Raw genomic sequence first — 24,780 nt, 5'->3', positions numbered from 1 at the left:
TTTTACATAAAATACTGGTCTAGTTTCGTGATGTCTTTTTTAAGCAATTTGTCCTTTGATAACTTCAAAAGATATTATTTTTCAGTTGACATACTACCGCAGGTCTTTTCTCCATAAAGATTATACTTATATAATTATAGAAAACCACTGAAAAATCCTTCTTTTTTCTCAATTTTCTGTCTAATAATCTCGCAATTTGTACATATACCGTATAAAACATACAATTCCGTTGAAAAATATAGAAATTAAAGTTGGTTTATCCATGCTTTTCATCTATTTACCATTACAATGAAATGGTGTATTCTTAAGTTTGATAAAAAACAAATATTGAAATTCATTCGCCTTACTATGTAAAAAAGGCTTTATACCCATCTTTTGGGTGTTGTAATAAAGGAATGAAGAACTGGAGGAACATATGGTTAATAAGTTGAAACAAACGGATAACTACTTCCCACATTTCCTATTGCTATTCATTGTGTTTCAACCAATTTTAGATTTATTAACATCTTTTTCAATCTATATACTACACATGAGCGCAACAGTTGGAGTTGTAGTCCGTTTCGTCTTTATGCTTCTTGCATTAGGGTACCTACTTCTTCATCACAAACAACAAGATGCGAAAAAGTACATCCTCTATTTATGCTTACTCGGAATCGCACTCGCAATCGGTCTTGTAAATAATATGATGGTTAAATCTCCAGTTTCATTTGGAGAAGAAGTTAAATTCATCTTAAAGAGCGTATATCCAATTGTGCTACTGTTTGGATATATTATCGCCTTTAAAGAGCTAAAAAATAAAGAGTATGTATTTCATAAAATCATTACATATTTCTTATATGCAACTTTAATTTTAAGCATTACAATGATTGTCGCAATGCAAACTGGAACGGATTTCCCAAGCTATCCTCACTCAAAAATCGGTTCAAGAGGTTGGTTCTTCGCTGGAAATGATTTAAGTTCTCTTTTCGCCATTATGTTCCCAATCATTGTCTTATATTCGATTCATAAAACAACTTCTTTCTCGAAAATATATTACTGGATTCCAACAATACTTGCGATGTATGCAAGTATTATGGTCGGAACGAAAGTCGGATATGGCGCAATTGTTATTACATTAGGCGTAGCACTTTTCTTCTCATTCATTGAATATATGATAAATCGTAAAAAAGAAGGAAAAGGATTCACACATATTGTAAATACCGTTGTTGTCGCAGTTATACTAGGAGGTTTAATTGCTCTTACACCGCATACTCCTATCGCAAAAAATATGGGCATTCACATGCAAATATACGAATACAAAAAATCAGTACAAGAAGAGAAAGATCGAAAAGAAGGAAAAGTAATTAAAGCAGATCCAGAAGATGCAAAAAAACATGCAAAAGGTGAACTTACAGATTCTGAAGTAAAAAGTTTAATTTACAGTGATCGCGACAAATTCTTAAAAACATACAAACAATACTATAAAGACGCACCGCTTTCACAAAAACTATTCGGAATGGGTTACGCTGGTAACTACACAGATAAAATTAAATTAATTGAAATGGACTTCCATGACCTATTTTTCGCATTTGGAATTGTCGGTTTCCTTATTTACTTAATACCACTTCTATACTTTGGTATTAAATTATTCATCCGCATGATCACAAACTTTAAGAAAATCATGAGCGTAAAGTATATGCTATTAGCGAGCACACTCATTCTATCACTTGGCATTGGCTTTATGTCTGGCCACGTATTAACAGCACCAGCCGTTAGTATTTTCTTCGTTGTTATACTCGCTTATATCATTGTTGATTTTGAAATTGAATAAAAAGAAGGTGCTACGAAATATTAGTAGCACCTTCTTTTTTATTTAATTAATGTTTTACGTATTCTAAACTTTCTTTTGCAATATACGCTTCTGTTACAGTAGGATTATCTGAAATAACTTTAACCCACGCTTTTCCATTTATTATCTCTTCACCAGTAACTGTGACAACTACATTTGTATTTAAACGATACAGTCGCTCATTTGATATACTAGGATTCTTTTTCACTTCCACGTTATTCATCACACGTGCAAGTTTGTACTTGTTGTATTCTTTTTTACCTAAATAAGAATCAAAACGGTTCATATGCCCCGCTACTTTTTTACCCCAGTTCGCATCAGATGCATATTTCGCATTTAAACCAGCAGCTTTATCACCTGTATATGTTGCTGTATAACGCCAATGTCCTGGATTTAAATATCCTTCATTCATGTATAATTTTGCTGCATGTTCAATACAATCTTCTTTTGAATTGAATGCTTCTCCGTTACCATATGGACTATCGTCTGTTGCTTTTAAACCAAATAAATTATTTTTGTCTTTTGCAAGAGCGCTTGTTCCATAATAACTTTCATGAATTGCTAATGAATATAAGAATAATGCATTTACATTATACTTGCTTTCTACTTCTTTAAATTTCTTTCCTAAACCAATTAATGGAGAGTCTGGCTTAATCGATTTCACATAACTATCTAGTTGTTCAGCTGTATAATCTGTTTTCGAACGTAATGATAAATAATTGAAATATTGATAGAAAGTTTCGTCTCCAAATGTCTTTCCATCTACACTATACATTTGCTGTCCTTGCTTCATGAAAGAAGGTGCCACACCATATCTAAATTCTGTATATCCAGGTGAACTTGTATTATATGTATAATATTTATGGTATAAATATCCATCTGATTTCACATAATAAGACGACTGTTTCATTTCATTGGTAGGAATTAAAGTGATTTCATTCTTCTTCACATAACCTGTCAAACCAGAAAGTTGAACTTTCACACGATCTTCGCCAACTTCTAACACTTTCAATTCTGTTCCATACTGAATATACGTATATACTGTTGCTAAATTCTCATCATAAATATTAATGATGTTTTGCCCAGTTATTCTTTTCGCACTTGCAAAACCATCTTTAATCCATAAAAATTCGTTCTCGTATTTTACCGCATTCATACCTTTATTTTGAGCAGCGGTAACCGCTTCTTTATACGTATTATAGCGCTCTACTTCTTGCTCTGTTCCGTTTTCTCTTACATTTGTCACGACATATTTCTTAGTTTCTACAGGATTGCTATTTCCGTTTTTTTCAATCGTCTGAAGCATGCGATCCAACATAGCTGAAGCCATCCCTCTTGTAGCTGATAAATGTGGTCTAAATGTATTATCTTCTGGATACCCTTTAATAATTTGAGTAGCCACCATAACTTGCACATGCTCTTTATAGTTAATACTATCTTTATCAGTAAAGGTAAGCGGACTTACAGCTACTTTAATATTTTTATAGTCTAACGCTCGCTTTACCATGATCGACATTTCTTCACGTGTAATCACATCATTTGGTGAGAACGTCTCGTTCGTACGACCATTAATAATTTTCGCTCCATATGCTCTACTTACACCATCATATAAACCGTAAGTCTTCGGCACATCCTCGAAATTCGAATCAGCTTTCGGTAAATTTAAAGCCCTCGCTATGAATGTAGCAAACTCTGCTCTTGTTACTAATTTATCAGGCGCATATACATTGTCTCCATACCCCATTAAAACTCCTTTAGTAATAAGTGAGCGCATATTCGTCTCAAACATATGTCCTGTAATATCATCATTTGCCGCATAACTTGAAATAGGAGTTAAAAGTAATGATCCCGTTAATGCCACTGCTGTTATACCTTTTGAAAAAGTCTTCAAGGTTATCCTCCTCGTAATCTACGAATTTATTATCACAAATTTGATTATATAATAATCACAATCATTTTAGCATAATAAATAGGAATTAAAATAAAACGTTTTTTAATTTGAATTTTCATTACATTCAAAACAAAATAAAAGACACTTTACTTTTTTAATAAAGTGCCTTTTTCCATATGATCAATGAGTTTCTTTGTTGCCTGTTTGCCTTGCAACCGAAGCTCATCTATTGTCAATTGTAACTCTTGCTGCACAGTTCCTTGTTGCATTAATTGCTTTTTCGCAATTTCATATAAATATTCAGCACTCCATTCGCCATCCACACTTCCTATAACTGGCTGATTCACTTGACTTAAAAACGAATCAATTTTCGGATCGTATGAAATCCCGACCATTGGAGTTTTGGCTACAGCAGAAAAAACTAGTGCATGAAGACGCATACCAATTAGTAATGAACATTGTGATAAAATGAATATTTTCTCGTCGATATCCATTTTATATGGAAGCATATACGTCTCTTCTCCCATTAAGTCTACTACTTCACGTGAAGCTTTTTGATCAAATGGCTCATGCATTGGAACAAATAGAATTTGGTATCCTTCTTGCTTTAATTTTTTTAATGCCGCAGCTAATTTTTTTATATAATCTTCTTTTGCATTCCAATAACGCACACTAACCGCAATTACTTTTCCATGTATCGAATGCTTTTGCAACCAATCCGATTGTTTTGTCCGTTTCCATGTTAAAACAGGGTCTGGAACAATTTCAATATCGTTTTTTATGCCAAGTTCTTTTAAATATAAAAACGAATCCTCATCTCGAACTGATACATAGGAAGCTTTTGCCAAGTTCCATTTTACTAATAGACGATTATATCCTTTTGTAATTGGACCTATTCCTTGTGAATAAATATAATACGGCTTTTTTAATAATCGAGCGAGTCCCATAATACCCGTATAATATAGAATACTCTTCGTACTTGTCTGATCTTGAAGAAGGCTCCCGCCACCGCTAATAACTCCATCACTGTTTTTGATTGCATGATAAACAGCTTTTATATCCCAGCGATCTACCGATTCTACACCATACATTTCCTTTGTATATTTAGAATCATTTGATAGTACTACTAGTTCTATATCCGGGTTCTCTTTACTTAACGATTCAATAGTTGATTGTAGAATCGCCTCGTCTCCAACATTATAAAAACCATAATATCCTGATAAGACTAAACGCACCCTAAATCTCCTCCAAAACTAGGTAACCGTTTATTTCATCTAACATAAACTAGTACCCATTCCTTACCTAAACACTTGATACCCTACATAGTTTCCTCTTTATCAGTTCATATGAATTATAATAAAAAATTAAATTTCTATATTTATCTTTTCAAAAATGGTATTTTGTTTATTGATATCCATTTTAATTTCAAAGCACATACACCATACAAAATGGTTGTAATACTTAATGCTATACCACTGAATAATAACGTCATAATTCTTGAAGATGTAATATTTATCACATTACATAATTCATACAATCCTAGTCCCAAAATACATGCTATTGCTAGCACACCAAAAAAGCTTTTTAAATGAATAGAATAGGCAATATAGCTTCGAATATACAAATGATTTACAATACAAATCAATACGTAAGTAATTAATGTACTATACGCCGCTCCATCTATGCCAAACTTCTGCACGAACATTATGTTTAACACGACTTTCACACAACTCGCACCAATAACAATCCATGCAGCTTGTGCAGAACGGTTAATGCCCTGTAAAACACCTATTGATAATACCATAACCGCAGTAAAATACGAACTGCCAATCATCACTGTTAACATACTACTGCCTTTTACGTCTGTGAACAATCCGACATTTAACGGTACTGTTAATGCCATCAACCATATTGTTAACGGTGCTGTCAAAACATGCGCTAGTCGATTTGTATTTTGAATTGTTATTTTCGCCAAATTTATATCTCTTTTGGCCAATGCGGAAGTTAAGAGTGGTATTAACGGAAATACAATTGCGCTTGCAAAAATAACAATTATTTGCGTGAATGCAAAACCGCGACTGTATATTCCAAATTGTTCTTGAATTTCTGTTGATGATCCTTGTAATACATGCGGTATTGTAAGCGAGTCTACTAAATTTAAAAGTGGCATTGATAAAGCTCCAATAGCGATTGGGATCGATACCCGCAATATCTTTTTGCCGTTTTCTCTTAAATCTCGGAGCGAATAGGAATTGCTTTTATTGTAGTATGGACTTCTATTATATTTTATACGCAAATATATAAGCGAACTAATGACTCCAAGAAAAGAGCCGACCATCGCACCACTAGTAATAACAGTATTACTCTTATCCCATGATACTAGTATGTAAGCAATTATTAACATAAAAAACACACGTACAAATTGCTCAATGACCTGTGATACCCCTGTTGGTTTCATATCACCGAAACCTTGAAAATACCCTCTATACACCGCCATATATGGCGCAATGAGTAATGCTAATGAAGTAATAAGCAACGGCATTCTAGTTTCTTGTCCACCAAGCATATTTGCAATTTCAATAGAAAATAATACAATGACTAAACAGCCGAAAACGCCAAATGCTATCCCTATAATTGACGCTGATGTAAATAATTTCGGAATTTCCTTTTGCTTATTTTTTTCGTTCAACTCTGCAATTAATTTCGAAATTGCAAGTGGAACTCCGGCTACCGATAATGTAAGAGCAATCATATATACAGGAAAAACAAGGCGGAAAATACCGAGCACTTCATCTCCTGCAATATTTTGTAATGGAATTTGAAAAAAACTACCAAGCAATTTCGACAAAAAAGTTGTAATGGTTAAAATTGCTGCTCCTTTTACAAATGTTTTATTCATATTTTTTCTCTTTTCTTTTATACATATACTCTCAAACATATTGTTTTAAACGATAGGAATTCACTTTATCCCATTGGTTATCATAACAAATTTATTATAGGTTGAATACTTGGTTTTTTTTTCAAAATAGAAAAGAGAACCCATTTAAGCCTGTCTCTTCACAATATTTTTTCTAATTCCTTCCATTATATGTGTACACACTATAACCGTTTCTGTTACGCAAAAAGAGCCCTTCCTCCCTATCACTGCGATACATATTACTAAAAACATTATAAAAATATCCCACAACTCTACATTATAATTTATGTAAGATTGTGAGATATTCTAATTACCATCTAAACACTTAAAATTTTCAATTGCTCTTTCTGTTCATCGCTTGCCATTACTGCGATTGTTTTTTCAATACTCGGATGTACTTGCTCAAGCTTTACACTTGCTCCTACTTTATTTGATTGCTCAACAAAATTTAATAATGCCATAGCTCCTGATACATCCATATAACGCACATCTTTCATACGTAAAACAACCGGTGACTTCACATCTTGTAAAGTAGAGAAAATACGATCTACTGATAGGAAAGAGAGCGGTCCTTGAATTGTGTACGTTTCTTCTTTTTCTTTTACGATAGAAGTTTTGCGTTCTTTACATTTCACCATATATATGATGAACGAAAGAATAATACCGAATGCAACAGCAATCATTAAATCGAACTTCACCGTTACAATCATCGTTACGAGCATAACAACGACATCACCTTTAGGAGCGACATGCATCTTTTTCATGCTTCCCCAATCGAACATTCCAATACCAGTTAAAATTAAAATACCTGATAATACAGCAAGTGGAATATATTGTACGACCGAACCAAGACCCATAATAAAAATAAATAAGATAACACTATGCATACATGCCGAAAGTGCCGTTTTACCGCCACTTCTTATATTCACGATAGACCTTACAGTCGCACCTGCACCTGCTAATCCGCCAAACAATCCGCTCATCATATTACCGATACCTTGTCCGACCAGTTCTTTATTACTTTTATGACGTGTACCTGTCACATTGTCCATTACAACCGATGTTAACAACGAGTCAATCGATCCTAATAAAGCAATACTAAGCGCTGGCAAAATAAGTGCTGCTATTCCTGTTCCACTTAAAGATGGAATATGAAGCGTAGGCATCGCTTCTGGAATGGTTCCAATCTTTTCAATTACTTTATTTAGTGAAAGATTTCCGATAATCGGTAACTTTACTGTAAGTCCTTCGAGTAAGGAAGAAAATAAAGGAAGCAAAGCTGTCACACCGACTAGTGCTACTAAACTAGACGGAATCGCCTTAATCCATTTACCAGAAACAATCATTACAATAATCGTTAACACAACAAGTAAAAAACTATTTTGTACGTGCTTTATTTCGCCTAAAATAATGATTAATGCAATACCATTCATAAATCCCGAAACGACAGGATACGGAATATATCGAACGTAAGAACCGAGCTTACATACACCGAATAAAATTTGAAATAACCCTGCCATCATAAAGGCAATAAAACTTGCCTCTAACCCGTGCGTCGCAATAACTCCTGTTGCAATAACGGTAATTGGTCCAGTTGGTCCTGTTACTTGCCCAGGTGTCCCGCCAAATAACGCTGCGAATAAACCTGCAAAAATCGCACCATACAATCCAACAAGCGCTCCCTCAGACGTTCCTGTCGCGGCAATACCAAATGCAATCGCAAGTGGTAACGCAACAATCGCAACAGTAAATCCTGCTAAACATTCCTTTGCTATTTTTTGAAACATAAAAAAACCACCTTTGTATAAAGTCCATGTTCCATTGTACACCTAAAAAGATACATTCGTTAGCTCACTTTTTACATTCTCGTGACGTAAACGTATTCAACGAAAAGTTTTCCCCTTATCTTTGGAAACAATTGCAACTATGCTATAATGAACAAATTAAATCTTTTACTATATACTTGGAGGCACTATGCTAACTTTTGAAGAAAAATTATCGATTATTGAATCTTTCCCAGAACTAGAAAGAAAGAACGTATCATTAAAACGTGTAAACTTCCACTTTGAAGAAAGTCGTTTAGATAAAAAGAACGTTGTATTTCATTTACACCCAAATGGAAATGGATTTGTATATGCAAGCGGTATTAAAGGTTATAAAACAGATGATAAAGGCATGGTTAACATCCGTGAGTTTTCAGCAGAGGAGTTACGTTCAGTAATTGAGAAATCAATTGACCTTCTATCACAAGAAGAAGTAGTAGCACCTGTAGAACCTGCGAAAGAAGAAGAATGGCAGAACGAAGATGGTCATATTCTTACTCTTATTTCAGAGGATGACATGTGGAACGTGTACGCTGGTGTAAACTTAGACGGTACATTCAACTCTTATCCAGAAGCTGCGGAATACCTTGATGAAGAAGGCTTTTCACGCAAATAAAAATAGAAACCTATTTTATTCAACGACTTTTATAGTAATCAAAGAAGACACTTAAGGTGTCTTTTTTTGTTATATAAACTCCTTTCTCACACTATCTCTATTAATTTTCATAAAATGATTCAGAGGAGGTTTATATGAATACAACTGCTAAATTAATAACTTGGAAAGAACATGGCGATATGATTATTCTAGAATGTGAATTAAATGGAAAACGCTTCGAGATATCAACATATAAACAACGAATATATAATGCACACCTTTTATCAGCTGACGTTTATATTCGTTTAGACTCATCTGATAATATAATTGGAATAAATATTTATAAAAAGTAAGAAAAGCCCCCTATTCGTAGGCGGGCTTCATCTTTATTACACAATATTAGAGTATACTCTCTTTTTTTTCATACAGTTTATGTAATTATACATATTCATCAAAAATACACTAAATGAATATTACATGTAGTAAAATATAACTTGTGGGCACGTTCTATAAAGCAGATTCTTTTAAAAGGCGTAACATATCAATTATTATAGGGGATGTGGCGTCACTTCGATATTGATCTCAAATCTCTTGTCTTTTGTGAACTAACAATCTAGTGTATATAGACGATTCTGCTTTATAGTGTGTGTTTACACTCATAACAAAGGGGTAATGGTAATACGGATAGATTCCGATTCGTATGAAATGAAATGGTTCAAGTCGGAGAAAGGCACCTTAGGGTGTCTTTTCTTTTTGTATTACATTCACTTTGTGTTTCCACCTTATTTCAAATGCGCTAATTAACCTTCACCAAGAGGAAATGAGAATTAACAAAGATATTGTTTCTTCTGTTTAATACAGAAGAATGCAGGATACCCCATAGATATGGGGCATCCTGCATTTTCTATTTTTTCGCACCTTTCAACGACTCCCTCAGTACAAACTTCTGCAACTTCCCACTCGCATTACGAGGGAGTTCATCTACAAATAAATAATGACGCGGACGTTTATAATCTGCTAGTTCATCACTTTCTTTGCAATACGTTTCTAAATCAGCTTCAGTTATTGTTTCATCTTTCTTCACAATAACTGCCACAACACGCTCTCCCCATAATTCATCTGGCTCACCAAGTACCGCCACATCTAATATACCTGGATGACTATGAAGGAAATCTTCAATTTCACGAGGATAAATATTTACGCCACCGCTAATTACCATATCATCAACGCGATCAGCAACGAATAAATAACCGTCTTTATCAAAATAGCCTAGATCACCAGAATGATACCATCCTTTATACATCGATTTTTTATTCGCTTCTTCACGATTATGATAGCCAGCCATCATAGTTGGGCCGCGTAAAATAATTTCTCCCACTTCATAAGGAGGTAATACATCATCTGGTTCTGCCGGTGCATCCTCGTTCGGTTTCACAATACGAACTTCATGGCTAAAACATGGCGTGCCTGCTGAACCAGCTTTCGTAATTTGATCCTCCTCTACGAGAAACGCAACAACTGGCCCCATTTCTGTCATTCCGTATATTTGAACAAGATCAATATAAAGACGTTCTTTACATTCCTTCACTAACGCCGGTGCCATTGCTGCTCCGCCATATATACCGATTTTCATTGACGTTAAATCATACTGAGCTAAATCTTTTTGCAACAACATATTCCACATCGTCGGCGCTGCAAAGAACGTCGTAATCTTTTCTTCTTGAATCGTATGTAATACTGTTTCTGTATCAAAATGATGCAAAATAACATTCTTTCCGCCAACTTGAATGCGTGGTATGATTCCGGCATTTAATTCACCACAGTGATATAAAGGCGCAACAACAAGCCCAACACTATCTCTATTATATTTAAGGAAATACGTACAAATCATACTATGCTCAGTCATTTCGCGATGACGATGTAATACGCCTTTCGGATGCCCAGTCGTACCGCTCGTATAAAGCATTGAACAATAATCCATTTCATCAATTTCGATATTTACTTTCTCAGAAGATGCTTCATTCACTTTTTCATGGTAGGAACTTGCATAGGAAGGTTTATCGTTTTCTATAGACCAAAAAGATGTATTTGGAAAATCTCTTTCAATTATAGCAACAGTTGACTCAACTGCTTTTTCAAAGACAACGACTTTCGAGGATGCGTCCTGAAGAATATAAGATACTTCTTTCGCCTTTAAGCGGAAGTTAATCGGGTTAAAAATCGCTCCAATTTTCGCACAGGCTAAGTAAACGTTTACAAATTCATGGCAATTATATAAGTAAACAGATACCGTATCTCCCTTTCTTACCCCTTCTTCTAATAGAGCGTGTGCCGTTTTATTTATTTGTTCATCCCACTGTTTATACGTCCAGCGAATATTTTTTTCAGGTTCCACTAACGCCTCTTTATTTGGATACTTACCAACTGATAAATCAAAAATTCTCCCTATCGTCATATACATGCCAACAATTTCCCCCTTTTCTCTTTCATAAATCTATCATTTCGTCCATAAGTAGACATTGTCCTCTAATGATTTGACTAATTTTTCTGATTATTATCGACATAGTTTTACATACGGTACCGCTAGACGCTAAATGAAATTATATCGGCGATTTTCCAGATATATCGACCGTAACTTGAAATATATCAGCGATTTTCAAAATATATCAACCACAACTCAATTTATATCAGCGATTTTTCGAATATATCAACTTACCGACAAAAACTGACAAGATATAATCGGACCGCCCGTTACTGCAGGATAAAAAAGAGGTTGTTCCCACTCGGAACAACCTCTTTCTTCTTATGCAAATAGCTCTTCTAAAATTTTCAGTTTATCTTCTGTATATTTCACAAAGCCATCATTATATGATTTTGGATCTTTCGGATTCGCAAAGTGCGTAATTGCTCCCGTCTTCGGGTGAACAAATTTACTTGATGCACCACAACCAAGTCCGATAATTGATTGTACTTCTTCCATAATGACAATGTTGTAAATACTTTCTTGCGTCGGCATTGCATAACCAACATTCTCTAAGTTACCTAAAATATTCTTTTGACGATATAGGTAATATGGTACGTAATTATGCTTTTGCGTCCACTCTTCTGCTTCGTGCATCATCGCTGTAATTTCTTCGCGACCTGCTACTTTATATTTACGTTTGTTTTGCGTCATTTCAGAAGCACGTTTAAATGATAACGTATGAACTGTTAATGATTCTGGCATTAACTTTTCTGTTTCATCTAACGTATGCTTGAAGATATCTAACCCTTCACCAGGAAGACCAATAATTAAGTCCATATTAATATTGTTCATTCCCATTTCACGAGCTAAATGGTATTTCTCAATTGTTTCTTCTACAGTATGATGACGTCCAATTGCTTTTAGTGTCTCTTGATGGTATGACTGTGGATTAATACTAATACGGTCAATGTTCCATTTATTTAACACTTCTAGCTTTGCTGGAGTAATCGTATCTGGGCGACCTGCCTCAACTGTTACTTCACGCACATTTTTCACATCTGGGAACGCTTCATACATTTCTTCATACAGCATATCCATCTCTTCTGCTGTAATACTTGTAGGTGTACCGCCGCCGTAATAAATCGTCGTAACTTTTACACCTTTTTCTTTTAAAAACTTACCAATTTCACGAACTTCATAATGTAAACCACCTAAGAACGAATCAACAGATCCTTGGCGTCCATTAATTGCATAAGCCGGGAATGTACAGTATGCACATTTCGTTGGGCAGAACGGAATACCGATATAAATACTTACTTCTTCTTTCAAACGGTATAAATCCGGAACAACTGCTAATTGGCAATCAACAATGCGCTGAAGAAGTTCAATTTTCTCTTCATGAATTAAATAACTTTCACGAAGTTCTTGATGCGCTTCTTCTTTTGACATACCATTTTGAAGCATTTTGTGAAGAAGTTTCGTCGGACGTACTCCCGTTAAAATACCCCAGCTTTGTTCAATACCAGTTAACTGCTGAAGAACAGAAAGATATACATAAGAAACAACGTGTTTCACTTGCTTCATACGCTCTTTTTCATCTGTGAAAGCAGATAAATCTTTCGAGAATGTTTCTTCATACACATTTCCTGTGCTAACATCCGTTAATTGAGCGGATGCTTTCACATTATCCTCAATGTGTATATCAACAATCAGATTTGCTTCCTCTTGTTCAAATCCAATCGTACTATCTTCAAAAAATAAGCCGCCAATATTTTGTAGCGGACGTAAAAAACGATCATCTTGTAACGTTTTAATTGAAATTAACAACATTATCACCTTTTCATTTGCAAACTCTCTTTAGTTTACTTGAAGGGCGTTTACAGGTCAATACAGAAGGTTTTACCTGTTTCTCTTACATTTTTTCAAATAATTCTTTTTATGAATATTGCTCATGTATATAGACATCATGATTTTCTCTTGTTAAAATTTATTAGTGTTAAAATCGATACATAGTGAAAATACAATATAAAAAGGAGGACTGTTAACACTAGATTCCACAATCTAATGTGTTAAAAACAAATATGAAAAAGAAATTTTATAGTGTTTTAACTCTCTCTCTTGCATTACAAACTGTTCTTGCACCTACTTATTCATTTGCAGAGAGTGCTGAAAAATCCGCCGAAGTATATACGGAGGATCAAGTTTTTAAAAGTATTAAAGAACATGTTAATGAGCATAGTACTCATGAAGAAGATATCGAGGTTACTGGCCAATTCCTACTATACACTTCAAAAAAACATTCATTATATACCGCGAATGATTTAAAAAACAAATCGAATATCGAGATTACAGAACAAGTCGTAACGGCGACAAAGAAAAAAGGAAATGCTTATTACATAACCACGTCAACTGGCGCTGGATGGATAGATAACAATGATAATAGCTTAGAAGTTCAAGAGATTCATAAACTATCTAACCAAAAATTAATCGTAAAAGAAGAAGCTTCCATACATGCACTTCCGTTCCAATCGTTTAAAGAAGAAGGAAAACTAGAGCCACAAGTCATAACTCCTACTGAACAAGCTGGAAATTGGTTTAAAGTCCAAATAAATGAAACAGCAAAATGGATTTATGCACCTTCTGCTACATTTGAAGGTACAAAAGCTTCATTATTAAAAAACAGTCGTACTGCTAAAAATAGTTTATTGAGATCGCCAGAAGCTCTACAAACAAACAATATTTATGGCGTTACATTTAAAGAAATGATTGTCCCAAAAGGAAATGACGATATTCGCCCTGGCTACCCGATGGTGCCTAAATATATTACGATTCACGAAACGGCTAATACAGCGAAAGGTGCTAATGCTCTGAATCATGCAAAATTCTTAGATAATCAAGCACGCGGAACAGCTGATCGCGCTGCATCTTGGCATTTCACAGTAGATGATAAAGAAATTTATCAACATCTTCCAGTAAATGAAGTTGGATGGCATGCTGGAAATAAAACTGGAAACTATGAATCTATCGGAATTGAAATTGCCGTTAATCAAGATGGAAACTATGAAAAAGCGGTAGAAAATGCGCGTAAATTGGCAGCTTATTTAATGAACGACTTAAATATTTCTCTAGATAAGGTCCAAAAACACCAATTTTGGTCAGGAAAAAACTGCCCTGCGTTTATGATTCAACGCGGACAATGGGATGCTTTCTTAAAAGGAACTGAAACATACTATAAGGAAAACCAAAAAAATCCCGTAACTGATGACATTACAGGTGGATGGTATGAACAAGACATTCGTCAATTAGCAGCTAGAGGCATTATGCAAGGAGAAGGGAACGGCAAGTACTTCCCAGAACGTCTTGTAACGCGTGCTGAATTTGCTACATTAATTACTCGTGCTTTACAATTACCAAGTGGAAATGCTAATTTCACAGACTTAGAACAAGTACACCCATCTTTAAGAGACGGTATTAATCGTGCAGCAAGCGCAGGCATAATCCGCGGACGTGGTGATAATACATTTGATCCAAATACTACAATTACACGCGAAGAAGCTGTTATTATGATCGATCGTTCTCTAAAACACGCTGGTATTTTTGCAAAACAAGTTGAACTACCATTCGTAGACCAAAACTTAATTTACGCTAAAGAAGAAGTACAAAGAGTGTATGGATATGGAATTGTAAAAGGTAATGAATTTAATCAATTCGTACCAAAAGGACCATCACAACGTGCTCACGCAGCTGCATTTATAAACAGAATGCTTAGCGTAATTGAAGCTTAACATATTTATCATTCCATATAGATATTTTCATTTTATCTGTATTCACTTAAAAGGCATCAGAGATTATATATCTCTGATGCCTTTTATACATCCGTTAACTATTTTTAGCCATGAATCTTAAACGTATTCCTAGTAACAGAAGCATAAAACCGATGAATGGAACGTAATTCGTATTGTGTCCTGTAGCTGGAAGTTGTTGATTATTAGAAGAACCTTGTCCTTTTTCTGGTAAATTAGGTTTTTCTACTCCCTCACCTGGCTTCTCTGTTCCTTCACCTGGTTTTTCTGTTCCTTCACCTGGTTTTTCTGTTCCTTCACCTGGTTTTTCCGGACCTTTTTCTGTATCTTTTTTATTTGTAATTTGAAGTTTTACAAATTCAATTTTTTCATTAGAAATCGTAAATTTCATTTCCTTATCGGATAAAGTATATCCTTCTGGCGCTTGGATTTCTTTTAAAATATAATCTCCTGGTTCTAACTTCTGAGAAATTGCTTTACCGCTCTTATTTGTTGTTAATGTGTCAATTTTTGTTTCGTCTTTCCAAATTTCAAACACTGCGCCTGCTAATATTTTATTTGTATTATTAGCGTCTACCTTTGTAATTTCTAATTGACCTGTAATTTCTTCTTTCACTTTTTCATTCATAACTTCTTGTTTTACTACTTCATTTGCTACAACATTTACTTCTACTGTTACTTCTAACGCTCTATAACCTTCTGGTGCTTTCGTTTCTTCTAACGTATACTTTCCTGGCACTAAGCTTTCGAATTTCACAACACCGTCTTTACTCGTTGTTTTCGCTTCTCCAACTACTTGACCAGCTTCGTTCTTTAATTTAAATTCCGCACCTTCTAGAACTTTTCCACTCTCTGCATCCTTTTTGATTACTTGTAAGCTTCCTAGTTCTTTTGCGTTTTCTATTTGTACTTCTACTACTTTATTTGCTTCCACAACGACTTCAATTTCTTCTTTTAGTAGTTTATATCCTTGTGGTGCTTTCATTTCTTTTAATGTGTACTTTCCTGGTTCTAATTTCTGAGAAATTACTTTACCAGTTTTATCTGTTCGTAATGTATCTACTTTCTTACCATCTTTATACACTTCAAATTCTGCGTCTGATAATACTTTCGTTTTATCTTCCGCATCTACTTTTACAATTTCGAATTGACCAAGGCTCTTACCGTTCGTTACTTTTACATCAATAACTTTTTCACCGTCAACTGTTACATGAATTATTTGTTTTGTTAACTCATAACCTTCTGGTGCTTTTGTTTCTTCTAACGTATATTCACCTGGCACAAGTCCGTCTACTTTAACCGTTCCAGACTTATCTGTTGTAATTCCTTCTTTTACAACATTTCCTTTCGCATCTTTCAATGTAAATTCTGCGCCTGCTAAGCGTTTCGTTTGATCTTTATCATCCATTTTAATAATTTGTAGAGAACCTAAGATTTTTTCGTTTTCTGCCTCTACTTTTACTACTTTTTTCTCATTTTGAATTGTTACTTTCCATTCTTTATTTGAAAGTTTGTAGCCCGCTGGTGCTTTCGTTTCTTTCACTGTGTATTCACCTAGCGGTAATTTCGGTGACATCACTTTTCCACTCTCATCTGTTTTCAGTTCCGCTACCTTTTTACCATCTTTATACACTTCGAATTCTGCACCTGATAACAATTTCGTTTTATCATTCGCATCTACTTTCACGATTTCGAATTGACCCATTACTTTTTCATTCATGACTTCTTGTTTTACTACTTCGTTCGCTACAACGTTCACTTCTACTGTCACTTCTAGCGCTTTATAACCTTCCGGCGCTTTCGTTTCCTCTAACGTGTACTTTCCTGGCACTAAGCTTTCGAATTTCACAACACCGTCTTTATTTGTTGTTTTCGCTTCTCCAACTACTTGACCAGCTTCATTTTTCAGTTTAAATTCTGCACCTGCTAGAACTTTTCCACTCTCCGAATCCTTTTTGATTACTTGTAAGCTTCCTAGTTCTTTTGCGTTTTCTACTTGTACTTCTACTACTTTGTTTACTTCCACAACGACTTCAATTTCTTCTTTTAGCAATTTATATCCTTGTGGTGCTTTCGTTTCTTTTAATGTGTATGTTCCTGGTTCTAATTTCTGAGAAATTACTTTACCAGTTTTATCTGTTCGTAACGTATCTACTTTCTTGCTGTCTTTATACACTTCGAATTCTGCGTCTGATAATACTTTCGTTTTATCTTCCGCATCTACTTTCACAATTTCGAATTGACCTGTTACTTTTTCGGGGATCTTTTTATTCACCACATCTACAGTCACTACTTTATTAGCCTTTACATCAACAGAAACTGAACTAGATGATAATTCATATCCTTTCGGTGCTTCTACTTCTTTTAATGTATAGCTTCCAACTGGAAGTTGTTTCGATAAGGCTTCGCCTTTATCACCTGTAACAATTGTTTCCACAACATTACCATCTTTATCGATAACATCAAATTTTGCACCTGGCAGAAGTTGACCAGATTCACTATCTTTTTTCAATAATTTAAATTGGCCATTCTCTACTCTTTTCGTATTCTTCATAACAAGTTCAATTACGTTTGTATTATCAATTGTTACTTTGACTGGTGTATCAACTTTTATATATCCTTCTGGTGCATTTATTTCTTTTACAAAATAGTCACCAAGTGGTAAATCTTTAACTTCCGCAATACCCTTTTCGTTTGTTGTAACAGTAGCCACAACGTTATTATCTTTGTCTATAACATCAAATTTTGCGTCTTTTAAAACAATGTTTTCATCGTTTTCATCAACTTTTTTAATTTGTAAATGTCCTTTTTCAGCTGCTGGTTTATTCCATTTTGGCCAGTTAAATTTAAAGTTATGAACCTCAAAACCATCTCTTTGGTGTAATCCTCCAACATAGGCTTGTCCATTAATAGAACCACCTTTTGTTTCTACAACTGCATTAGGTGCAAACACACTACCTACTACACCATAACCTTTAGTTGTTATCTTTGTAGCATTAGGAAATACCCAAATTACCTTACTAGCTAACTCAGTAAAAGATGAATTAGGGTCATATGCTTGAGATGTATTAATTAAATCCGTCGCCATCCCAGTATTTCTTGTATCATACAAAATTGCACCGCCACCAAAACTCACTTCTTCTGCATCTGAATAAATAACAATAAAATCTTTATTCTCTACATTCGGAAGAAAAACGTCTTTTACATCGAATGCTTTCTTTCCCGTCTGACCTGAAGAGACATAAATATTAGGGTTGTTTGCATCTTCACCGATTCCAAAGCTCATATTAGGTTTTGGCTTATCAGTGTGTAGTTTACTTGCATCCCCAATTACACCATCAACGTCTTTTCTAAATTCTTTAAACTTAGCATCAATCTCCGCTTGCTCTTTATAAGAGATACGGTCATACGATGTTTTCATTGCGCCATCTGGGTCACCGTCTTTTGTCATCGCCACTGTTCCATCTTGAATAATTACCTGTCCTGCTCCAGCTTTCGTAAATTGACCGCCTAGTAATAATGATGGATATCCTTCATCTACCCAAGTTGCTCCAGCTAAGTTATTTGCTCCAGTTGCAGCCGCTACGACTGTATAACTTGATGCGTTCATATTTTTCTGAACAGCCATCGCACCTTCAATATCCGCACTCGTTGCACTATGATCTCCAAAAATGATGGCGTTGTAATAAGATACATCACCTAAACCTTTTAATTCTGTTGTAGCTGCCTCTGCTTTAAATGGTAAATGGATTAAAAAATTCATACATATTAGTAATACAACTATTAAACTACTACTTAACTTTTTAATTTTTTGATTAAATGATTTCCTCAAGAAATTCATTCCCCCTTTTAAACTTCCTAAAACCACAAAAAGAAGTACATTTCATATGTACCAGGTCTTACTCACATTAACTTAAAATAATCCATTTAAATACAACAAAGGAACGCTACAACTACTTAATAAAATTACTACAATTCATTTTTGAAATAATACGTGAACTAAACTGTCATGCGGAAATACTTTTACGTATGGGAGCCCAATAAAATTAATCTGAAGAATATTTCATGTGGTGTAACTATTTTGACAACATCATCCCCTTTACATTAGTTTTCTGAAGGATTCAAGTGAATTGTATGAATCCCATACACAATTCACAATTTAAAACGTTTCCATTCCTTTTAATAAGCTCAACAAAAAAACGTAGCCAAAAAGCTACGTTTTTCTTTCATCGTTTCGGTGTATTTTTATGATTCTTCAAAAACGGAAGCGGGAATTGCTTACGGAAATGCTCTTTAATCATATACTCTACACCGTTTTCGCTATTTGAACGTGTAATCCAATCTGCTGCTTGCTTTAATTCTACAGGCGAGTTCCCCATCGCTACCCCAAGTCCCACGTTTTCAATAACCTCTAAATCTTCCATACTATCTCCAATCGCAACCATTTCATTTAGCGAAATATTTAAATGCTCTCCAAGCAATTGTAGTCCACGTAATTTTGATACATTTTGCGGTAAAATTTCTATTCGTTTTGAATCACATTCAACATACTCTACATCTTGGAACGCTTTTCTTAATGTGTTCAGTCCTCTTTCTTTTTCACCTTTACTTTGGAAAATAACATCAATTTTTGGCGCTGCTACCGGATGGTCACGAAGCGCGTCACCTAACGAATCTACAAATTGAACTGGATAAAATAACGGATCTGCGCTTGATAATACAGTGCGCGCAATTAAGTTTGGTGTATTTCTCTCACGATTTCCTATCGAAAACCGTTCATGAGAAATGCGTACGTTACAATCAAAGTGCTCTAACACTTGCACAATGTTAAAAGTCTTCTCTTCAGATAATCTTCTTTGAACGTACGGCTTATCTAACGTTGCTGAAACGAAAGCACCACCATGTGTCACTAATATAGAATCTAATTTTAACGCCTTTGCTACTTTATGAGCGGATTGAAAATTACGACTCGTAAATAACGTAACGTATACATCTTTTCTTTTCACAAATTCAATTGTTTCTCTTAATCCTTTTGCAATTTTTCCATTGTTGTATAGTAGTGTCCCATCTATATTAAGAGCTAGTAAGCGATAAATCATGTCGCACTCCCCCTCTTCGCTGTTGTACTCTATCCATAATTTATGAAATAAATGTAGCAAATAGAACGAGTTAGAATTACTACTGAAAATTTGGTTTACTATATACATATACACTTAGCAAAGGAGATAGTACAATGCAGGCACCTCCTTCTTTTTATGAAGGCGATACGTTAGAAGTCGCAAAAAAATTACTCGGGCAAAAACTTGTTCATATTGTAGACGGAATAAAGCGAAGCGGAATCATTGTAGAAGTAGAAGCATATAAAGGCCCAGATGATAAGGCCGCACATAGTTACGGAGGCAGACGGACAGATCGCACAGAAGTTATGTTTGGTGCACCAGGACATGCTTACGTATATTTAATTTACGGTATGTATCATTGCTTTAACGTTATTACAGCGCCAGTGGGCACCCCGCAAGGTGTTCTCATTCGAGCCCTTGAGCCAGTAGATGGAATAGCAGAAATAAAACTAGCGCGCTACAATAAGACCGAAATTACAAAAGCGCAGTACAAAAATTTAACAAACGGTCCTGGCAAACTATGCCGTGCACTCGGAATTACTTTAAAAGAACGCGGCGTATCGTTACAAAATGATACGTTACATATTGAATTAGTTCCAAAAGAAGAACACATATCATCACAATATAAAATAACAGCAGGACCTCGTATTAATATCGACTATGCAGAAGAAGCTGTACATTATCCGTGGCGTTTTTATTATGAGGGGCATCCGTTTGTTTCAAAGAAATAAGCGATATCAACGATTTTTCAAATATATCTATCGTAACTTACAATATATCAACGGTTCGACAAGAAATATCGATTTATCGACAAATAATAACATTACGAATAAAAGAAGACTGTTCCAAAATGGAACAGTCTTTCCCTCTTACTCTGCACCTTCCGCAGTTGCAATATTATCCTCTAAATTTTCTCTTGATAATTCAGCCGCCATAAAATCAGCTGTTTCTGGAAGTGCTAAATGCATATGAGCTTTTTGACAAATTTGGATCGTACAGTTTTCTATAACATAGTCGAAAACATGTCCGCCCCCGCTTCTTTCATCATCAATGTAATGTAAGTGGAATCCAGCTACCCCAATACCTTGTGCGTAATCTGGTGTCCAAAATCCAGCAAGCGTACCTTCTGTATTTTCAAATGAAAAGATTGGTTGTGATTTCGTCACTTCAACGAGCGGTGTATACGGTTTTTCTTGTCTTGGAACAGTTCTCGTCCTTACTTCACGGAACGTACCGTCCATTCGAATACCGTAAAACAAGTTTTTACTTGGCATTAATTCATGTAATAACGCTTCAACTTCTTCACGATTCATCGGACGCTCTACCTTATAACTCATTTCTTTTTCAAAAAACGTTACAGTCGCAAATGGCGTTGTTTCTTCTGGCTCTACTTTTTCTGCTGAACCGTCTGAACGTAAATGATAAAATTCATTATCAAATGCAATCATTTCACCATCTAATTGATCAAATGTGCCGATGCCGAAATCACCATGTTTTTTCAAATCTTCAAAGCTAATTACACCATCATATATACCATCTAATAGCGCAAGCATTGTAGATGTTTGATATACTTCATTACTCGTTTTCGTTTTTTTCGCATCAATATCAATTAATTGCGCAACAGTCATCTCAAATCTGCCTCCATTAGTTTAATTGGTTTGGTAATAATTTTTCGCTTAATTTAATGTTGTCACGATAGTCAATTGGAATATCAATAATGACAGGACCATCTGCTGCTAGCGCGGATTTTAACACACCTTCTAATTCATCAGGCGTGTTAACACGAAGACCTAACGCCCCGAAACTTTCCGCATATTTCACAAGATCAACATCGCCAAATTCTGTAGCTGATGTTCTGCCGTATTTCATCATTTGTTGGAATGCAACCATATCATATGTGCCGTCTCTCCAAACAAGATGGACGATTGGAGAATTTAAACGTACCGCCGTTTCTAACTCCATCGCTGAGAATAAGAAACCACCGTCACCTGATACGGAAACTACTTTTTTACCTGGTTCTACTAAAGTAGCTGCGATTGCCCAAGGAAGTGCAACACCTAACGTTTGCATGCCGTTACTAAATAATAATCTACGTGGTTCATAAGAACGGAAACATCTCGCCATCCAAATAGAATGGGAACCGATGTCACATGTAACAGTTGTATCGTCACTAATTAAAGAACGAAGTGTACGAATCACTTGAAGTGGATGCGTAACACCTTCTGAAGGACGATTTGGAACTTCTGCTTGTTCTGATAATTTCGCGCGTAATCGTTCTAACACTGCTTCTGATTTCGTACTTAATACAAGTTTCGGTAATTTCTCTGCGATGCTATTTACCGTTAAAGCGATATCACCAATTAATTCACGCTCTGGTTGGTAATCATGGTCGATATCTGCTTGATGGTCATCAAGATGAATAATCGTTCTGTCGCCAAGTTTATTCCAGAACTTTGGATCATACTCAATTGGATCATAACCGATAGAAATAACAAGGTCTGCTTCTTCTAGTAAAATATCACCTGGTTGATTACGGAATAATCCAACGCGGCCGAAGAAATGATCTTCTAACTCACGTGAAATCGCACCAGCTGCTTGATATGTTTCAACAACAGGAAGCTCTGTATCCGCAATTAATGCACGAACAGCTTTCGTCACTTCATTTGTACTTGCTCTCATACCGAGTAAAATAACTGGTAATTTCGCTGCTTTTATTTTTTCTACTACGTATGTAATATCATGTGTGGGAGCGATTCCAAGCTGTGGCTTAGAAAGCGCACCGATAGACTCTACAGTCGTTTCCGCAGTCATAACGTCTTGCGGCAAACTTACTAAAGTTGCTCCTGGATTTGTAGAAGTCGCACTTCGGAATGCATTTGATAATGCTTCTGGCACATTATCAGGATGCTCTACTTCTACGCTATATTTTGTGATTGGTTCGAATAGTGCAGCATTATCCATAGATTGATGTGTACGTTTTAATCGATCCGTACGCGGAACTGCACCAGCTAAAGCAACAACGGGATCACTCTCCGCATTCGCAGTAACAAGACCTGTCGCTAAATTTGATGTCCCTGGTCCTGAAGTTACAAGACATACGCCCGGTTTCCCTGTTAATCTACCAATAGCAGCTGCCATAAATGCTGCATTTTGTTCATGACGACAAACAATTAACTCTGGTCCTCTTTCTTGCAATACATCAAATACAGAGTCAATCTTTGCTCCTGGAATACCGAAAACATGTGTAACACCTTGTTTAATTAAACAATCAACAACAAGATCTGCTCCCTTTGTTTTTGTCTTCACGTCGTTTGCTTTTACACCTGTACTCAAAACTAATCATCCCTTTATTTCATAATGTGTGTAATAAAGATTTTAATTTCACCTAGTTAATTAAGCTGGTGAAGTATATTTATCATTATATTACAAATGCATTATTTTTCCAACAATATGAATTTGACATTATTTTGACAAGATTTAAAGAATGCGCTTACAACCTTTTGTTTATCTTAAAATAACATTTTTATATCTCTTCTAAAAATGTACAAAAATACTTCCACCTATTCACATTATTAACAAATTTATAGTACCTTGCAAAGAATAATAGTAAGTGATATATTTGTAAATAATGGAATACCCATTATTTGTAATTTTATTCACGATTAGTATATCTCCTTTCAAAAAGTAGATATAGATTGTGTGTGCTGCTTAGAAAAAAGATAGGATTTTCAGCCATAATTCATCATTTTATAAAGGAAAGTGATCGTTATGAACAAGAGTGAATTTTTAGAACAACTTAGTTCTTCCCTACGGAATATGCCTAATTCAGAAAAGGAGGATATTATCTCGGAGTACGAAACTCATTTTATTAGTGGTAAACAAGATGGAATATCTGAAGAGGAAATTTCTAAAAAGCTAGGAAACCCTAAAACCATTGCTAAAGAACTTACTGTTTCCTATGCAATAAGCAATGCTGACAGTAAACGAAGCTTCAAAAATATGATAATTGCACTTTTTTCTGTTATGAGCTTAAGTGTTTTAAACTTTGCCTTTATCTTTATCGCCTTTTTCGTACTACTCTTTTTATTACCGATTCTTCTAGCACTTATCATTGCCACGCCAGTATTAATTATTTCGCCTATTTTATTAATAGGATTAGGATTCTTTAAAGGGTTTCATCAAATTAGTTATTCCGATGTTTATAATGTGTTCATCGCTTTTTGCGTCGGTTTACTCATATCCGTCATATCTTATCAAATGGTAAAACATCTATATGCACTTTTAGTAAAGTATTTGAAATGGAATATTGCTATTTTACAAAGACACTAATGAATGTAAA

16 protein-coding genes are annotated in these 24,780 nt (G+C 35.1%); 6 read left to right on the top strand and 10 right to left on the bottom strand.

Annotation, left to right across the window (positions count from 1 at the left end):
• The first annotated feature begins 415 nt into the window (after positions 1-415).
• Complete coding sequence (locus MR168_RS13430) at positions 416-1,810, top strand: O-antigen ligase family protein (protein ID WP_086411376.1); 1,395 nt, start codon at positions 416-418, stop codon at positions 1,808-1,810.
• Between the two features lie 46 nt (positions 1,811-1,856).
• Here MR168_RS13430 and MR168_RS13425 read toward each other — a convergent pair whose 3' ends face one another.
• From MR168_RS13425 to MR168_RS13410, 4 genes are all read right to left on the bottom strand, one after another.
• A complete protein-coding gene (locus MR168_RS13425) occupies positions 1,857-3,719 on the bottom strand; it encodes an S-layer homology domain-containing protein (RefSeq protein ID WP_000847503.1) in 1,863 nt (620 codons plus the stop codon).
• Positions 3,720-3,865: 146 nt separating this feature from the next.
• On the bottom strand, positions 3,866-4,954 hold the full coding sequence (gene csaB, locus MR168_RS13420; protein WP_086411377.1) for a polysaccharide pyruvyl transferase CsaB: 1,089 nt from the start codon (positions 4,952-4,954) through the stop codon (positions 3,866-3,868).
• Between the two features lie 143 nt (positions 4,955-5,097).
• Positions 5,098-6,618, bottom strand: a complete 1,521-nt coding sequence (locus MR168_RS13415; protein WP_016121967.1) for a putative polysaccharide biosynthesis protein — start codon at positions 6,616-6,618, stop codon at positions 5,098-5,100.
• Between the two features lie 335 nt (positions 6,619-6,953).
• Positions 6,954-8,423: a SulP family inorganic anion transporter gene (locus MR168_RS13410; protein ID WP_000486654.1), complete on the bottom strand. Its 1,470-nt coding sequence runs from the start codon at positions 8,421-8,423 to the stop codon at positions 6,954-6,956.
• A 187-nt stretch (positions 8,424-8,610) separates the two neighbouring features.
• Between MR168_RS13410 and MR168_RS13405 the strand changes: the two genes are divergently transcribed.
• Both MR168_RS13405 and MR168_RS13400 read left to right on the top strand, forming a co-directional pair.
• Positions 8,611-9,075, top strand: a complete 465-nt coding sequence (locus tag MR168_RS13405; RefSeq protein ID WP_000954998.1) for a hypothetical protein — start codon at positions 8,611-8,613, stop codon at positions 9,073-9,075.
• A 134-nt stretch (positions 9,076-9,209) separates the two neighbouring features.
• Positions 9,210-9,407, top strand: a complete 198-nt coding sequence (locus tag MR168_RS13400) for a hypothetical protein (RefSeq protein WP_001098262.1) — start codon at positions 9,210-9,212, stop codon at positions 9,405-9,407.
• A gap of 551 nt (positions 9,408-9,958) precedes the next feature.
• On the opposite strand, the gene MR168_RS13395 is transcribed toward MR168_RS13400, so the two are convergent.
• Together MR168_RS13395 and MR168_RS13390 are read right to left on the bottom strand one after the other, a co-directional pair.
• Complete coding sequence (locus MR168_RS13395; protein WP_000281993.1) at positions 9,959-11,515, bottom strand: fatty acid--CoA ligase; 1,557 nt, start codon at positions 11,513-11,515, stop codon at positions 9,959-9,961.
• Between the two features lie 342 nt (positions 11,516-11,857).
• A complete protein-coding gene (locus tag MR168_RS13390; protein ID WP_002164625.1) occupies positions 11,858-13,348 on the bottom strand; it encodes a coproporphyrinogen III oxidase in 1,491 nt (496 codons plus the stop codon).
• A 251-nt stretch (positions 13,349-13,599) separates the two neighbouring features.
• Here MR168_RS13390 and MR168_RS13385 point away from each other — a divergent pair, with 251 nt between their 5' ends.
• Entirely contained in the window at positions 13,600-15,303 is a 1,704-nt protein-coding gene (locus tag MR168_RS13385; protein WP_044307491.1) for an S-layer homology domain-containing protein, read from the top strand.
• 94 nt (positions 15,304-15,397) lie between these two features.
• On the opposite strand, the gene MR168_RS13380 is transcribed toward MR168_RS13385, so the two are convergent.
• Entirely contained in the window at positions 15,398-19,153 is a 3,756-nt protein-coding gene (locus MR168_RS13380; RefSeq protein WP_242291345.1) for an MSCRAMM family protein, read from the bottom strand.
• A gap of 394 nt (positions 19,154-19,547) precedes the next feature.
• Positions 19,548-20,420 (bottom strand): Cof-type HAD-IIB family hydrolase, encoded by an 873-nt coding sequence (locus tag MR168_RS13375; protein ID WP_000640415.1) that lies wholly within the window; start codon positions 20,418-20,420, stop codon positions 19,548-19,550.
• 134 nt (positions 20,421-20,554) lie between these two features.
• Here MR168_RS13375 and MR168_RS13370 point away from each other — a divergent pair, with 134 nt between their 5' ends.
• Positions 20,555-21,172, top strand: a complete 618-nt coding sequence (locus MR168_RS13370; RefSeq protein WP_001148783.1) for a DNA-3-methyladenine glycosylase — start codon at positions 20,555-20,557, stop codon at positions 21,170-21,172.
• 138 nt (positions 21,173-21,310) lie between these two features.
• Here the strand turns inward: MR168_RS13370 and alsD are convergent, their stop codons facing one another.
• The gene (gene alsD / locus MR168_RS13365; RefSeq protein WP_044306520.1) at positions 21,311-22,069 is read right to left on the bottom strand and encodes an alpha-acetolactate decarboxylase; all 759 of its coding nucleotides are present in this window, start codon (positions 22,067-22,069) and stop codon (positions 21,311-21,313) included.
• A 16-nt stretch (positions 22,070-22,085) separates the two neighbouring features.
• Positions 22,086-23,774, bottom strand: a complete 1,689-nt coding sequence (alsS, locus tag MR168_RS13360) for an acetolactate synthase AlsS (RefSeq protein ID WP_000103510.1) — start codon at positions 23,772-23,774, stop codon at positions 22,086-22,088.
• A gap of 435 nt (positions 23,775-24,209) precedes the next feature.
• Between alsS and MR168_RS13355 the strand changes: the two genes are divergently transcribed.
• Positions 24,210-24,770, top strand: coding sequence for an HAAS signaling domain-containing protein (locus tag MR168_RS13355; protein WP_023521266.1), 561 nt, complete (start codon positions 24,210-24,212; stop codon positions 24,768-24,770).
• Positions 24,771-24,780: the final 10 nt, after the last annotated feature.

The sequence above is a fragment of the Bacillus cereus group sp. BfR-BA-01356 genome (genome assembly GCF_022663635.1).
Classification (GTDB): Bacteria; Bacillota; Bacilli; order Bacillales; family Bacillaceae_G; genus Bacillus_A; species Bacillus_A cereus.
Note: the sequence above shows the minus strand (reverse complement) of the source record. Positions and strands in the feature narration are given on the sequence as shown.

Bases quoted from the DNA above. Each gene is read 5' to 3' on its own strand.
- MR168_RS13395 (WP_000281993.1), bottom strand. From the start codon at position 11,515: ATGTATATGACGATAGGGAGAATTTTTGATTTATCAGTTGGTAAGTAT.
- MR168_RS13405 (WP_000954998.1), top strand. From the start codon at position 8,611: ATGCTAACTTTTGAAGAAAAATTATCGATTATTGAATCTTTCCCAGAA.
- MR168_RS13385 (WP_044307491.1), top strand. From the start codon at position 13,600: ATGAAAAAGAAATTTTATAGTGTTTTAACTCTCTCTCTTGCATTACAA.
- MR168_RS13410 (WP_000486654.1), bottom strand. From the start codon at position 8,423: ATGTTTCAAAAAATAGCAAAGGAATGTTTAGCAGGATTTACTGTTGCG.
- MR168_RS13430 (WP_086411376.1), top strand. From the start codon at position 416: ATGGTTAATAAGTTGAAACAAACGGATAACTACTTCCCACATTTCCTA.
- MR168_RS13355 (WP_023521266.1), top strand. From the start codon at position 24,210: ATGAACAAGAGTGAATTTTTAGAACAACTTAGTTCTTCCCTACGGAAT.
- alsD (WP_044306520.1), bottom strand. From the start codon at position 22,069: ATGACTGTTGCGCAATTAATTGATATTGATGCGAAAAAAACGAAAACG.
- MR168_RS13370 (WP_001148783.1), top strand. From the start codon at position 20,555: ATGCAGGCACCTCCTTCTTTTTATGAAGGCGATACGTTAGAAGTCGCA.
- MR168_RS13400 (WP_001098262.1), top strand. From the start codon at position 9,210: ATGAATACAACTGCTAAATTAATAACTTGGAAAGAACATGGCGATATG.
- MR168_RS13415 (WP_016121967.1), bottom strand. From the start codon at position 6,618: ATGAATAAAACATTTGTAAAAGGAGCAGCAATTTTAACCATTACAACT.
- MR168_RS13390 (WP_002164625.1), bottom strand. From the start codon at position 13,348: ATGTTGTTAATTTCAATTAAAACGTTACAAGATGATCGTTTTTTACGT.
- MR168_RS13375 (WP_000640415.1), bottom strand. From the start codon at position 20,420: ATGATTTATCGCTTACTAGCTCTTAATATAGATGGGACACTACTATAC.